Source organism: Gordonia sp. SGD-V-85, from assembly GCF_001456905.1.
Classification (GTDB): Bacteria; Actinomycetota; Actinomycetes; order Mycobacteriales; family Mycobacteriaceae; genus Gordonia; species Gordonia hongkongensis.
Genome location: NZ_LNQO01000015.1, coordinates 62,398 through 76,788, shown reverse-complemented (window position 1 = coordinate 76,788; position 14,391 = coordinate 62,398). Strand labels below are relative to the sequence as shown.

7 protein-coding genes are annotated in these 14,391 nt (G+C 69.5%); 4 read left to right on the top strand and 3 right to left on the bottom strand.

Features of this window, described 5'->3' with window-relative positions; translation table 11 throughout:
* Positions 1-15 precede the first annotated feature (15 nt).
* A complete protein-coding gene (locus tag AS181_RS17045) occupies positions 16-1,572 on the bottom strand; it encodes an MFS transporter (protein ID WP_058252738.1) in 1,557 nt (518 codons plus the stop codon).
* A 265-nt stretch (positions 1,573-1,837) separates the two neighbouring features.
* Here AS181_RS17045 and AS181_RS17040 point away from each other — a divergent pair, with 265 nt between their 5' ends.
* The 4 genes from AS181_RS17040 (at position 1,838) to AS181_RS17025 (ending at position 11,618) form a co-directional block, all read left to right on the top strand.
* On the top strand, positions 1,838-2,908 hold the full coding sequence (locus AS181_RS17040) for a glutathione S-transferase family protein (protein WP_058252737.1): 1,071 nt from the start codon (positions 1,838-1,840) through the stop codon (positions 2,906-2,908).
* Positions 2,905-3,663, top strand: a complete 759-nt coding sequence (locus AS181_RS17035) for a hypothetical protein (protein ID WP_058252736.1) — start codon at positions 2,905-2,907, stop codon at positions 3,661-3,663. Before AS181_RS17040 ends, AS181_RS17035 begins: the two co-directional genes overlap by 4 nt.
* The gene (locus AS181_RS17030; protein ID WP_058252735.1) at positions 3,657-7,592 is read left to right on the top strand and encodes an ABC transporter ATP-binding protein; all 3,936 of its coding nucleotides are present in this window, start codon (positions 3,657-3,659) and stop codon (positions 7,590-7,592) included. Before AS181_RS17035 ends, AS181_RS17030 begins: the two co-directional genes overlap by 7 nt.
* A gap of 183 nt (positions 7,593-7,775) precedes the next feature.
* Positions 7,776-11,618 (top strand): multifunctional oxoglutarate decarboxylase/oxoglutarate dehydrogenase thiamine pyrophosphate-binding subunit/dihydrolipoyllysine-residue succinyltransferase subunit, encoded by a 3,843-nt coding sequence (locus tag AS181_RS17025; protein ID WP_058252734.1) that lies wholly within the window; start codon positions 7,776-7,778, stop codon positions 11,616-11,618.
* A 64-nt stretch (positions 11,619-11,682) separates the two neighbouring features.
* Here AS181_RS17025 and AS181_RS17020 read toward each other — a convergent pair whose 3' ends face one another.
* Together AS181_RS17020 and AS181_RS17015 are read right to left on the bottom strand one after the other, a co-directional pair.
* Complete coding sequence (locus AS181_RS17020; RefSeq protein ID WP_058252733.1) at positions 11,683-12,981, bottom strand: glycosyltransferase; 1,299 nt, start codon at positions 12,979-12,981, stop codon at positions 11,683-11,685.
* Positions 12,978-14,360 (bottom strand): hypothetical protein, encoded by a 1,383-nt coding sequence (locus AS181_RS17015; RefSeq protein WP_058252732.1) that lies wholly within the window; start codon positions 14,358-14,360, stop codon positions 12,978-12,980. Before AS181_RS17015 ends, AS181_RS17020 begins: the two co-directional genes overlap by 4 nt.
* Positions 14,361-14,391 lie beyond the last annotated feature (31 nt).

Sequence of the window (14,391 nt, the reverse complement as noted above, 5' to 3'; positions counted from 1 at the left end):
GGGACGCGCGCTCGCCTACGCCGTCGACCCCGGCACCGAGTCGGACCGACCGGCGTCGGCGCCCACCGCGTGCGGGTCGACGACCTGCGGTGGGACCGTCTGATGCGCGGGCCGGACGAAGAAGAAGGTCGCCACGACGCCGATCAGCAGCGCGGCCGCGGGCAGGTAGAGAGACTGCCCCATGGCGGTCGCGAACCCCTCGCGCAGGAACTCCGGCAGTTGCCCGGCCGCACCGTCCTGGGCGTTCTCGGCGTCGACGCCGGGCAGCTCGGCCGCCAGCCGGGTCTGCAGGAGCGCTCCGATCATGGCGGAGCCGAGGACCGAACCGATGACCCGCAGGGTGTTGTAGACGCCGGCCCCGGCCCCGGCCTGATGCCACGGCAGATTGCGGGTGGCGGTCGCGGCCAGCGGCGCCCAGATACCGGCCGAGGCCACGCCCATCAGGCACAACGGAATCACGATCAACCAGACCGGGGTCTCCGGGCGGGCGACGAAGCCCAGCCACGCGATGGCGATCGCGTTCAGCAGCAGTGCCGAGGACACGATCGTGCGTGGGTGGACGCGATCGACCACCCGGCCCACGATCGGAGCCAGGACACCGGTCAGCACCGCCATCGGCACCAGGACGACCGCCGACTCCGTCGGCGACATCCCACCGACGAGCTGGAGGAAGAACGTCAGGGGGATCATCATCGCCGACACCGCGAAGCCCATCGACGCGATGCCGATGGTCGACAGCGAGAAGTTGCGGTCGCGGAACAACGACAACGGGACCAGGGGCTCGGTGCGGATGCGGGACTGCCAGTAGACGAAGACCCCCAGGACGGCGACCCCGCCGACGATGAGCAGCCAGATCCAGGTGTCCCAGTCGAAGGTCTCCCCCTCCTGGATGCCGAAGACCAACGCGGACAGACCCACCGCGGAGAGACCGACACCGATCCAGTCGAACTGGTGGTCGTTGGTGCTGACCCGCGGGACGAGAACGGCCGCGAGGACGAGACCGGCGAGGCCGACGGGCAGGTTGATGAAGAAGATCCACTCCCAGCCGAACGCGTCGGTCAGCACGCCGCCGAGCAGCGGACCGACGAGGGTCGCCACCCCGGCGACCGTGCCCCACACGCCCATTGCGGCGCCGCGCTTCTCGGCCGGGAAGATGCGAGTGATCAGCGCCATCGTCTGCGGGGTGATGAGGGCGGCGCCGACACCCTGCAGACCGCGGGCCGCGATCAGCTCACCGATCGACGACGACAGGCCGCACCAGAGGCTGGCCGCGGTGAAGACCGCGAGACCGAGCTGGTACATCGTCTTGGGGCCGAACTTGTCGCCCAGGCGACCGGTGATCAGCAGCGGCACCGCGTAGGTGAGCAGGTACGCACTGGTGACCCAGACGACGCCGTTGACGTTCGTGTCGAGGTCGGCCTGGATACGCGGCTGGGCCACGGCCACGATCGTCATGTCGACGAGGATCATGAAGAAGCCCACGCAGAGCGCCAGCATCGCGGCCCACGGGCGGCCGGTGACCATCTCGTCGGTGCCCGCGTTCTGGCCGCGGGCGGCGTCGCTCGACTGCATTTCCTCGATGCTAGTGGTGTGTCTCGGAAAGAGGTGGCCGGTCTCCGGTGGAGCGATCGGTGAGCTGGCAAGGCGGAGGAGGGAGCGATAGCGGAGCTATCTCGACCGACGACAACGCAGCCAGGCGCCGATCGAACGCCGGAGACCAGTCGCCTGTTTCCGAGACACACCACTCACCCTGTCCGATTCGTGAACGGCCCGCGCGATCACGGGTTTCGCGGCAGCTCGGGGCGGGATGTCGCTCCGGATCATTACTGTGGAGCCCATGAGCACAGAGTCCGAGCAGAGCACCGCGTCCGAGGGCGAACAGGGTTCGTACGTGATGACCGGCGAGGAGTTCGTCCGGGACACGAAGTACATCGAGACCCGCATCACCGCCGACGGCCGGGACGGCTATCCGGTGGAGGCCGGCCGGTACCGGCTCGTCGCAGCCAGGGCCTGCCCGTGGGCCAACCGGACCCTCATCGTGCGGCGGCTACTCGGCCTCGAGGACGCCATCTCGCTCGGGCTGTGCGGTCCCACGCACGACAAGAACTCGTGGACCTTCGACCTCGACCCCGGCGGGGTGGACCCGGTCCTGCAGATCCCGCGACTCAAGGACGCCTACGAGAAGCGGATCCCCGGCTACCCGAAGGGGATCACCGTGCCGGCGATGGTCGACGTGCCGACCGGCGAGGTCGTCACCAACGACTTCCCGCAGATCACCATCGACTTCTCGCTGGAATGGACCGCCTTCCATCGCGACGGCGCGCCGGAGCTCTACCCGGAGCGTCTGCGCGACGAGATCGACGAGGTCAGCCACGGCATCTACACGGAGGTCAACAACGGCGTCTACCGCTGCGGATTCGCCGGCAGCCAGGAAGCCTACGACGCGGCGTACGACCGGTTGTTCACCAAACTCGACGAGTTGTCCGAGCGGTTGTCGACGCAGCGTTACCTGGTCGGCGACACCATCACCGAGGCCGACGTCCGGCTCTTCACCACCCTGGCGCGCTTCGACGCGGTGTATCACGGCCACTTCAAGTGCAATCGGAGCAAGCTGAGCGAGATGCCGGTGCTGTGGGCCTATGCCCGGGACCTGTTCCAGACGCCCGGCTTCGGCGACACCACCGACTTCACCCAGATCAAACAGCACTACTACATCGTCCACACCGACGTGAATCCCACGCAGATCGTGCCGAAGGGCCCGGACCTCCGCGGCTGGCTCACCGCACACCATCGCGACGACCTGGGCGGTCGCCCGTTCGGTGACGGCACACCCCCCGGTCCCCCACCACCGGCCGAGGTCGTGCCCGCAGCGGACTGGGTACCGACGGAACGAGCGGCGGCGGAATGAAAGACAAGGCGTCACAGGGACTTTCGGCAGACCACGGCCGTACGCCCCCCGGCAAGGCCGTCGAGGTGACCGGCGGAATCCTGGACCGGGCACAGCGACTGCAGGCACCCGCGGTGAAGAAGTACGTCGATTCACTGCGGCGGAAGTACCCCGACGACTCACCCGCGCAGATCATCGAGCGGCTCGAGAAGCGTTACCTGAACGCGGTCACCGGTTCCGGCGGCGCCGTCGGCGCGGCGGCCGCGGTGCCCGGTGTCGGCACGATGACCGCGTTCGGGGCGATGACCGGGGACACGGCGTTCTTCCTCGAGGCGTCGGCCCTGCTCGCGCTGTCGATCGCCGAGGTGCACGGCATCCCGGTGCACGAGTCCGAGCGTCGCAAGGCCCTGGTCATGACCGTCGCGCTGGGCGAAGAGGGTGTGCTGGCCCTCGGTCGCGTGGTCGGCACCGGAGGCGGTGCGCTGCGCCGACTCGGTGGAGCCGCCCTGCCATCCGGTGCGATCACCAAACTGAACAAGACCCTGGTGAACAAACTCGTCAAGAAGTACGCGATCCGCCGGGCGCCGCTGATCTTCGGCAAGCTCATGCCCGCCGGTATCGGTGCGGTCATCGGTGGTGTGGGGAGTCGCGCCCTCGGCCGGAAGGTCGTCCACAACGCGCGCGAGGCGTTCGGGCCGGCACCCCGGACGTGGGTCATCGACGTCGACTTCAGTGAGGCACCCACCCCGGATCCGCTCCCACCCGGTTCGTGGTGACCGCGGCGGCCGCACCGTCCCCACAGTCGGCAGCCACGCCCGGCTGGATCCGCCGGCTCGTCGGCGAGTCCTGGCGATACCGACGCGTCGCCGTCGTCACGATGATCTTCACCCTGGTCGCCGTCGGGGTGGACGTGCTGATGCCGCTGCTGACCAAGGCCGCGATCGACCACGCCACCGGCGTCGTCGACGACGGCCTCTCGCTACAGACCGTGATCGTCGCGCTGGTCGTCTTCGCCGTCGTCCGTTACGCCTGCCATCTCGGCCGGCGGGTGTTCGCGGGACGGCTCGCGGTGAACGTGCAGAACACGCTGCGACTCCGACTCCTCGACACCCTGCTGCACCTCGACGGCCGCAGCCAGCACCAGATCCGCACCGGACAGATCGTGTCCCGCTCGATCTCCGACATCCAGGAGGTCCAGAGTCTCCTGGCCATGGCGCCACTGTCGTTGGGCGCCGCGGTGCAGATGGTCGTGGCCCTGGCCATCATGGCGTACCTGTCGCCGCTCCTGACCGGGGTGGCGTTGCTGATCGCCCCGCTCATCGCCCTCGAGGTGTGGCGTACCCGGCGTCGGCTGTTCGCGGCGACGTGGTCGGCGCAGCAGGCCGCCGCCGACGTCGCCCAGCACGTGGAGGAGACCGTCACCGGCGTGCGGGTCGTGAAGGGTTTCGGCCAGGAGGAACGCGCGGTCGACGACCTCGTCACCCGGTGCCGGACGGTGTTCGCTCGCCGGCTCCGCGCCGCCCGGATCAATGCTCGATTCGCCCCGACCCTGGCCGCCATCCCGCAGCTGGGCATGGTCGGGGTGATCGTCGTGGGCGGCTACCTCACGATGACCGGCGCGATCACGGCCGGCACCTTCGTCGCGTTCAGCACGTACGTCGCCACCATGACCGGCATCGCCCGACTCCTGACGAACCTGATCGTCAACGCCCAGCTGGCGCGGGCGGCCGTCGAACGCGTCTACGACGTCATCGACCATCCCCACGATCCGGGCGACGCCGCGACCGGCACGCTGCCCGGCGGCCCCCTGGGCGTCGAACTGGACGCTGTGGGGTTCGCCCACCACACCCATGACGCCGACGACCCGCCCGCCGTGTTGTCCGGTATCGACCTGCGGATCGAGCCGGGCGAATGTGTGGCGATCGTGGGTCCGCCCGGTTCCGGCAAGTCGACCATCGCCGACCTGGTCAGCCGGTTCGAACGACCCGACTCCGGAACGATCTCGCTGCTCGGCGAGAGCACCGGTGACGAGCCGTCCCGGACCCGATACCGGATCGACGACCTCGCGCCCGAGGCGCTCCACCGTGCCGTCGCCGTCGTGTTCGACGAGCCGTTCCTGTTCTCCGACACCATCACCGCGAACATCGCGATGGGCCCGGCAGCCGCCGGGGCCGACGCCGCCGACCGGGTTCGGGCGGCAGCCGCCGCGGCCGACGCCGCGGAATTCGTCGAGGCGCTCCCCGACGGATACGACACCGTCATCGGCGAACGCGGGCTCACTCTGTCGGGCGGGCAGCGTCAGCGCATCGCTCTGGCCCGCGCCCTGTTCGCCGACCCCCGCATCCTCGTGCTCGACGACGCGACGTCCGCAGTGGACGCCACCACCGAGGCGCGCATCCTGGGCGGGCTCCGCGACCGCCGCGCCACGATGCTGGTCCTCGCCCATCGACGTTCGACGCTCGTCCTCGCCGATCGCGTCGCGGTGCTCGACGACGGCCGGATCACCGCGCTGGGGACGCTCGCCGAACTCGAGGCGACCTCACCGCGCTTCCGCGAGCTGATGTCGAGCACCACGCAACCGGCACCCGACGGCGTCCACGACGACATCCCCGGCGCGGCCGCGGTCGCCGACACCGCGCCACCGCTGCGCGGACCGGGCCCGACCGAGATCGAGAGCCTGTGGCCCGGCATCGCTTCCGACTCGATCGACGTCGCGGCCCGAACCTCTCCGGCGATGGGGGCGGGCTCACGGACCGGTCGCGGCGGCGGCGTGGCCAGCGCGCTCGGTTCGATGCCGGCCACTCCCCAGCTCCAGGCCTCGGTGGACGCACTCCCCCCTGCGGTCGAGCAGCCAGAGGTCGACGTCGCCGCCGCCCGACGCGAGAACCCGGTCTTCACCCTGCGCGGACTCCTCGCGCCGGTCCGGTGGCTGCTCGCCGCCGCACTGCTCGCCATCGCCGTCGACACGCTCGTCGGCCTGGCCTTCCCGAGCATCGCCCGGGCGGTCATCGACTCGACCGGACACACCGAGGGGTCGACCCTGATGTGGGCCACGGTCGGCGGCGTCGTACTGGTCGGAGTCGGCTGGGTCGCCGCGTCGTCGATGGCGATCACCTCGACCAGGGCCGGCGAACGGGTGCTGTTCGGACTTCGGATCCGCAGTTATGCCCACATCCAGCGCCTCGGACTCGACTACTACGAGCGCGAGCTGTCGGGCCGGATCATGACCCGGATGACGACCGACATCGACGCCTTGTCGACGTTCCTGCAGACCGGACTGACCTCGGCGATCGTGGCGGTGCTGACGCTCGTCGGCGTCGGTGTCGCGCTCCTGATCACCGGCCCGCTGCTCGGACTCCTGGTGCTGCCCGTCTTCCCCCTCCTGATCGCCGCGACGGTCGTCTTCCGCCGCGTCGCAAGCCGCGCCTACACGCGCTCGCGCGAACTGATCAGCGTCGTCAATGCGGACTTCCAGGAGAACATCGCCGGCATCAAGACCACGCAGACCTACCTGCGCACCGACGACGCCCAGGCCCGGTTCGCGCGTCGCTCCGGAGAATGGGTCGAGGCCCGGATGGTCTCGCAGCGGGCGATCGCCTCGTACTTCCCGCTCATCCAGCTCATGTCCGACATCGCGACCGCGATCGCGCTGGGCGTCGGCGCCGGGCAGGTGGCGTCGGGTTCGCTCTCGGCGGGCACACTCGTCGCCTTCGTCCTCTACCTGACGATGCTGTTCGGCCCGGTGCAACAACTCTCGCAGGTCTTCGACGGCTATCAGCAGGCCGCCGTGGGCCTCCGCCGGATCGGCGACCTGCTGCGCACGCCGAGTTCGCTGCGCACCTCGGCGACAGCCGAGTCCCCGCCACACGGCGGGTTCGACGGCGTCGTCGACTTCGACCGGGTCGGGTTCCGCTACCAGGGTTCGACGACGGATGCGCTGTCCGCCGTCGACCTGCACATCCCGGCCGGGTCGTCGCTCGCCCTCGTCGGCCGGACGGGCGCAGGCAAGTCGACGATCGTCAAGCTGCTGGCGCGCTTCTACGATCCGACCACCGGACGGGTCCTGGTCGACGGCACCGACATCGGTGACTACGAACTCGCCGGATATCGGCGGCGGCTCGGCCTCGTCCCGCAGGAGCCGCACCTGTTCACCGGCACCGTCGCCGAGAACATCGCCTACGGCCGGCCCGACGCCGATCGGGCCGCGATCGTCGACGCCGCCTCCGCGGTCGGCGCACTGCGCATGATCACCGCCCTGCCCGGCCGGATGAACCATCCCATCGGGGAACGCGGCCAGGGGCTGAGCTCGGGCCAGCGCCAACTCATCGCACTGGCCCGGGCCGAACTCGTCGAGCCCGATCTGCTGCTGCTCGACGAGGCGACCGCGACCCTCGACCAGGCCACCGAGGCGCAGGTCCTCGCCGCCGGACGGGCGGTGACCCGGCACCGCACGTCGGTGATCGTCGCCCACCGACTGGCCACGGCCGCCCGCGCCGACACCATCGCGGTGGTGGACGGCGGACGGATCGTCGAACTCGGAACACACGAGGAGCTGCTCGCGTTGGGACAGAGGTACCGCGGCTTCTGGGATGCCGGCGTCGATCCCGACGAGCCGGCGGTGCCCCGCCCCGACTCACCCGCTCCGACCAGCGCACGGAGGGCCGCCACGGCGGTCACGCGGGCCACCTCGGAACTGACTCCGTAGTAACAGGTCGGTAGGTGTGAGCGAGTCGACGACGCGTAGCATCGTCAGGTGGTTCACCGATAGTCTCCACAAGAGACGACGCGTGGCAGAGAACCCGGCACCTTCAGGGAATTGAGGCGAGATACCGCTGTGAGCAGCAGTTCGATTTCAGACTTCGGACAGAACACGTGGCTGGTCGAGGAAATGTACCAGCAATACCAAGAAGACCCGAACTCGGTCGACCCGAGTTGGCACGAACTACTGAAGAACTACGAACCCGGCGACAACGGTGGCTCCGCCCCGGCCGCCGCTCCGCCCTCGAATTCCGCAAAGCCCACTGCCGCAAAGACTTCGGCCACCACAGCGGCCACCTCGTCCTCCTCCTCGACCACGAGTGCGTCGACCAACGGGTCGGCACGCAACACCTCCGCGCCGGCCACCGAGACCACGCCGCGCAAGCAGGTCACCCTGGATCAGACCCCGGCGCGCACGGCACCGCGCAAACCCACCCCCGCCAAGGAGTCGACCGCCACGAAGGCGGCGTCGGGGCACAGCGTCGCCAGCCGCGACGGGTCGGCCCGCTCGCAGCCCAAGCCCGAGGCGGGCAAGACCGCCGCGCCCGAGGCCCAGAAGTCCGGGTCCGCGAAGTCGGACGCACAGAAGTCCGAGAGCGCCGACGGCAACAAGGTCCTGCGCGGTCCCGCCGCGGCCATCGCGAAGAACATGGCGCTGTCGTTGGAGATCCCGACGGCCACCAGCGTCCGTGCGGTGCCCGCCAAGGCGATGATCGACAACCGGATCGTCGTCAACAACCACCTCGCGCGGACCCGAGGCGGCAAGATCAGCTTCACCCACATCCTGGGTTACGCGATCGTGCAGGCCATCAAGGCGTTCCCGAACATGAACCGGCACTTCGCCGAGATCGACGGCAAGCCGAACGTCGTCACACCCGCGCACACCAACCTCGGCCTGGCCATCGACCTGGTCGGCAAGGATGGCAACCGCACCTTGGTCGTCGCCGCGATCAAGGAATGCGAGACGATGGGCTTCGCCGAGTTCTACACGGCGTACCAGGACATCGTCCGTCGCGCCCGCGACGGCAAGCTCGGCGCGGCCGACTTCTCCGGCGTCACCATCTCGCTCACCAACCCGGGCACGATCGGCACCGTGCACTCGGTGCCGCGCCTGATGAAGGGCCAGGGCGCCATCATCGGCGCCGGCGCGATGGAGTACCCGGCGGAGTTCCAGGGCGCGAGCGACGAGCAGATCGCCGAACTCGGCGTCGGCAAGCTGATGACCCTGACGTCGACCTACGATCACCGGATCATCCAGGGCGCGGAGTCGGGCGATTTCCTCCGCACCATCCACGAGCTGCTGATCGACGACGCGTTCTACGACGAGATCTTCACCGCGTTCCATGTGCCCTACGAGCCGATCCGCTGGCGTCGCGACCTGCCCGCAGGCCTCGTCGACAAGAGCACCCGCGTCCTCGAGCTGATCGCGGCCTACCGCAGCCGCGGCCACCTGATGGCCGACATCGATCCCCTCATGATGGACAGCGATGCGCGCAGCAGCCATCCGGATCTGGACATCCAGAACTACGGGCTGACGCTGTGGGATCTCGACCGCAGCTTCAAGGTCGGCGGGTTCCACGGCCAGGAGAAGATGAAGCTGCGGGACGTGCTGTCGATCCTGCGCGACGCGTACTGCCGGCACGTCGGTGTCGAGTACACCCACATCCTCGAGCCCGAGCAGCAGAAGTGGCTGCAGGAACGCGTCGAGATCAAGCACGTCAAGCCGCCGGTCGGTGAACAGAAGTACATCCTGAGCAAGCTCAACGCCGCCGAGGCGTTCGAGACGTTCCTGCAGACCAAGTACGTCGGGCAGAAGCGCTTCTCGCTCGAGGGCGCCGAGTCGGTCATCCCGATGATGGACGCGGTCATCGACCAGAGCGCCGAGCACAGCCTCTCCGAGGTGGTCATCGGCATGCCGCACCGCGGCCGTCTGAACGTGCTCGCCAACATCGTCGGCAAGCCGTACTCGAAGATCTTCACCGAGTTCGAGGGCAACCTGAACCCGTCGCAGGCGCACGGATCGGGCGACGTGAAGTACCACCTCGGCGCCGAGGGCAAGTACTACCAGATGTTCGGCGACAACGAGATCAACGTGTCGCTGACCGCCAACCCCAGCCACCTCGAGGCAGTCGACCCGGTGCTGGAGGGTCTGGTGCGCGCCAAGCAGGACCTCATGGACGAGGACGATCGGTTCCCGATCCTCCCGCTCATGCTGCACGGCGATGCGGCGTTCGCCGGTCAGGGTGTGGTCGCCGAGACGCTCAACATGGCGATGCTGCCCGGTTACCGCACCGGCGGCACCGTGCACATCGTGGTGAACAACCAGGTCGGCTTCACCACCGCACCGGAACACTCGCGCTCGACCGAGTACTGCACCGACGTGGCGAAGATGATCGGCGCACCGATCTTCCACGTCAACAGCGACGACCCCGAGGCCTGCGTCTGGGCCGCGAAGCTCGCCGTCGACTACCGCCAGGCGTTCCACAAGGACGTCGTCATCGACCTCGTGTGCTTCCGCCGTCGCGGACACAACGAGGGCGACGACCCGTCGATGACGCAACCGGCGATGTACGAGGTGATCGACACCAAGCGCGGCGTCCGCAAGAGCTACACCGAGGCCCTCATCGGCCGCGGTGACATCTCGACCAAGGAGGCCGAGGACGCTCTGCGCGACTACCAGGGACAGCTCGAGCGCGTCTTCAACGAGGTCAAGGAACTCGAGAAGTTCAGTGTCGAGCCGTCGCCCTCGGTCGAGGCCGACCAGACGCTGCCGACGAAGCTGGTGACCGCGGTCGACAGCAAGACGCTCGAGCTCATCGGCGACGCGTTCGTCAACGTGCCCGACGGCTTCACCCCGCACCCGCGTGTGAAGCCGGTCCTGGAGCGCCGCGCCGAGGCCGCCCGCAAGGGCAACATCGACTGGGCGTTCGCCGAACTGCTGGCGTTCGGGTCGCTGGTCATGGAGGGGCGCACCGTGCGTCTGTCCGGCCAGGATTCGCGCCGTGGCACCTTCACCCAGCGCCACTCGGTGCTCATCGACCGCAGCACCGGCTCGGAGTACACCCCCCTCAACCACCTGCAGCCCGCAGACGAGGAGAGCAACGGCGGCCGGTTCATGGTCTTCGACTCCCCGCTCTCGGAGTTCGCGGTCGTCGGCTTCGAGTACGGCTACTCCGTCGGCAACCCGGACGCCCTCGTGGTGTGGGAAGCGCAGTTCGGTGACTTCGTCAACGGCGCGCAGTCGATCATCGACGAGTTCATCTCCTCGGGCGAGGCCAAGTGGGGCCAGCTCTCCGACGTCGTGCTGCTGCTGCCGCACGGCCACGAGGGACAGGGACCCGACCACACCTCGGGCCGCATCGAGCGGTTCCTGCAGTTGTGCGCCGAGGGTTCGATGACGGTGGCGCTGCCGTCGACGCCGGCGAGCTACTTCCACCTGCTGCGCCGCCACGTGCTCGACGGCATCAGCCGTCCGCTCATCGTCTTCACCCCGAAGTCGATGCTGCGCAACAAGGCCGCGGTGAGCCCGGTGGAGGACTTCACCGAGGACAAGTTCCGTTCGGTGATCGACGACCCGCACTTCCTCAAGGACGGCGCGGACCGCAGCAAGGTCAAGCGGGTGTTGCTGGTGAGCGGCAAGCTCTACTACGAACTCGCCGCGCGCCGCGACAAGGAGAAGCGCGACGACATCGCGGTCGTCCGGATCGAGCAGCTCTACCCGGTGCCGCACCGCCGCCTGCGCAAGACGCTCGAGCAGTACGGCAACGCGAGTGAGTTCCGGTGGGTCCAGGAAGAGCCCGCGAATCAGGGTCCGTGGCCGTTCCTCGGCCTCTGGCTGCCCGAGGTGCTGCCGGATGTGCTCGGCGGACTGCGCCGGGTCTCGCGCCGCGCGATGTCCGCGCCGTCGTCGGGATCGAGCAAGGTCCACGCGGTGGAGCAGCAGGAGATCCTCGACGAGGCCTTCGGCGAGTAACCTGCCAGACGACGCCTGCGGCCACCGACCCGAGAGGGTCGGTGGCCGCAGTCGTCTGTGGGTTCTAGGTCAGCCGGGCTTCGCAGATGTCGGCGGCCGCCGCGGCGGCCTTGTCGGCGGGCGTCATCCGGCGGGCGAGAGCAGCAGCGGCCGAACGGGTTCCGTCGTCGAACAGGACCGCGAGACCCGCGCGCGCGTCGTCGTCGGTGAAACTCGACAGCCGGACGGCCGCCCCGACGCCCAGGGCACGGACCCGTTCAGCCCAGAACGGCTGATCGGCGGTGACCGCGCAAACCAGGGTGGGGAGGCCGGCCCGCAGACTCGCCGCGGTGGTGCCGGCGCCGCCGTGATGGACTGCGGCCGCGCATCGCGGCAGGACCGACGCGTGGTCCACACCCGCGACGTAGAACACGTCCGGGTCGTCGGGATCGACTCCGGTCGGATCTCCCATGGCGATGAGGCAGCGCACCCCCTGGGCACGGGCGGCTGTCCGCCAGCGGGCGATCAGAGCCTCCGGGTCGAGGATCGGCATGCTGCCGAACGTCACGAACAGCGGAGCTTCGCCGGCGGCCAGCCATCGGCCGAGATCGGTTGCCCCGGCGTCGATCTCGGAGATACCCGCCCGGCTTCCCGCGGGCAGGTCGAAGAATCCGACGACGGGTTTGCGATCGTCCCACTCCGCGGCGAGGCCCGGAACCATCTCCGCATCGTAGGCCTGGATCTGGGGGATCCCGGAGGCGTTCAGCCGCACCGGCAGCGGTCGCCGAGCCCGGTCGAGCCCGAGTCGGCGCCGGAACCGATTCTCGTTCCATGCGGTCGCGGCCCAGGTCAACCGGTCGGCGAGGCGCCAGGAGCGCCGCTTCCACTCCGGCGACCATCTGTCGGTGAGTCCCGGTACGGCGCCGAGGAGTCCGTTCTCCGACATCGGGCCGTATCTCAGCACGGTCAGCGGGATGCCCAGATGTTCGGCGACCGCCAGCCCGCGGTCCTGGCACAGCGGCGCGACGACGAGGAGGTCGGTGTCGTGCAGCGGCGCCGTACCCGCGATGAAGAGTCGCTCGAGCGCGGCGTCCAGGGCGTCGAATCCGCCGCGGACCGTCCGCAACGCAAACGCCATCCGCGCCAATGGGTTACGACTGTTGCGCGCCGACCGCGCGTCCTCCGACGACCACGCGGTGTCGGAGTCCAGACCGATCTCGTGGACGTCGCGGACGCCGGTGGCCCGCGCGAGGCCGGCCAGGTTCGGCGGGACGAGGGCGCTCACGCGGTGGCCGCGCACCTGGAGTTCGAGGGCGAGGCAGATACCGGGCTGGATGTCGCCCCGGCTGCCGTACAGAATGATCGCGATGTGTGCCGGCGTCACCAGAATCGATGTCCGATCCGCCAGGCGGTCAACTCGTCGGCGATCAGTGTGCGCAGCCGGACGGGATCGCCGAAATCGTCGGGGTCGATGCCGAAGAACGTGAGCGTGACGGTGTCGCCGTAGGTGACCGCCCAGGCGGCGACCGCCGGGCCGCGTTCGCGCCGCTCCTGGGCGGGCATCCCCTGCATCACCGCGCGGATGGCGAACCGGGACGCCGTATGACCGCCGATCCGCATCGCCGAGTCGGGCGTGGCCCCGAGATTCGACACGGTGGTGTCGGGTCCGGGGATTCCGCGCATCAACCGACCGATGAGTCGTCTCGGCAGGATGCGCACGATCGGCTGCAGGTTGTCGGCGGCCTGATCGGCCCCGGACTCGGCGTAGTCGACGAAGGCCCGTTTGCTCGATGACCGGATGGCGGTGAGGTCGGTGTCCGGTTCGACGGGGTCGGCAAGGCGGATCCACACCCCGCCCGACGCATTGGCGCGGTTGTCGTCGTCGCCGTCCCGCTTGCTGACCGCTATGCACACCTTCATCGGACCGTCGAGCGGGCGACCCGAACGGTGCACGATACCGGCGAGCAAGGCGGTGAACAGGGAGTTGCCGGTACCGCCGTGCTCGGTGGCGCGCGCGGCCCATTCGGTTGCCGAGACGTCGACCGTCGCCAGCGTCGTGTCCGGCTCGGGCGCGGACCGTGGTCTCGCCGGACGCGTGGTACGCGACGATTCCGGCGCGGATCGGGTGTCGGCGGACCCGGTGTCGGTGCCTCGCGCCGCCCGGGCCTCGCGGATCAGGATTCGCGCTGATCGGGCGGCTGCGCGCACCGACTCGGCGGCGTCGGCGGCGTCGGCGCGGACCGCCTCCCAAGAGTGTCCGCTGACGGGAGCGGGCAGACCGGCGGTGCGGCCCGCCGCGGCGTCGGCCACCAGCCGGTAGAGGCCGTGACCGTCGGTGATCATGTGGGAGGCGAGCAGGGACACCGCGCGCCCGCCGCCGCGGATCCGAGCCGAGTCGAGCTGCCAACCGGTTCCCCGCACGGGATCGAGACGGCTCGCGCGGAGGACGGCGTCGGCCCACTCCCCGACGGCGTCGGCCTCGACGACCGCCACCGGCCCGGGTCGGACCGGCATCGTCGATCGCACCCAGCGGTGCCGGGCGAACGGGACCCGACGGCGCGACACCGCACGATGCAGCGGCCCGGCCGCGAGTCCGGCGCACAACGACTCGATCGCCGCGTCCCCCGGGTCGTCGTCGAAGACCCAGGTGATCTGGATGGGCGCACCCATCCCGAACAGTTCCGCGACGAGCAGGTACGACTCGTCGGGGCCGGTCACGCGGAGTACCTCGGCGGGACGGGTGTCGGTTGCCGTTGCCGTCACGTGTGCTCCTCAGCTTCACGAGGTGTCATGA

Excerpts from the sequence above, each read along its gene's own strand:
- AS181_RS17045 (WP_058252738.1), bottom strand. The coding sequence starts at position 1,572 with ATGCAGTCGAGCGACGCCGCCCGCGGCCAGAACGCGGGCACCGACGAG.
- AS181_RS17040 (WP_058252737.1), top strand. The coding sequence starts at position 1,838 with ATGAGCACAGAGTCCGAGCAGAGCACCGCGTCCGAGGGCGAACAGGGT.
- AS181_RS17035 (WP_058252736.1), top strand. The coding sequence starts at position 2,905 with ATGAAAGACAAGGCGTCACAGGGACTTTCGGCAGACCACGGCCGTACG.
- AS181_RS17025 (WP_058252734.1), top strand. The coding sequence starts at position 7,776 with ATGTACCAGCAATACCAAGAAGACCCGAACTCGGTCGACCCGAGTTGG.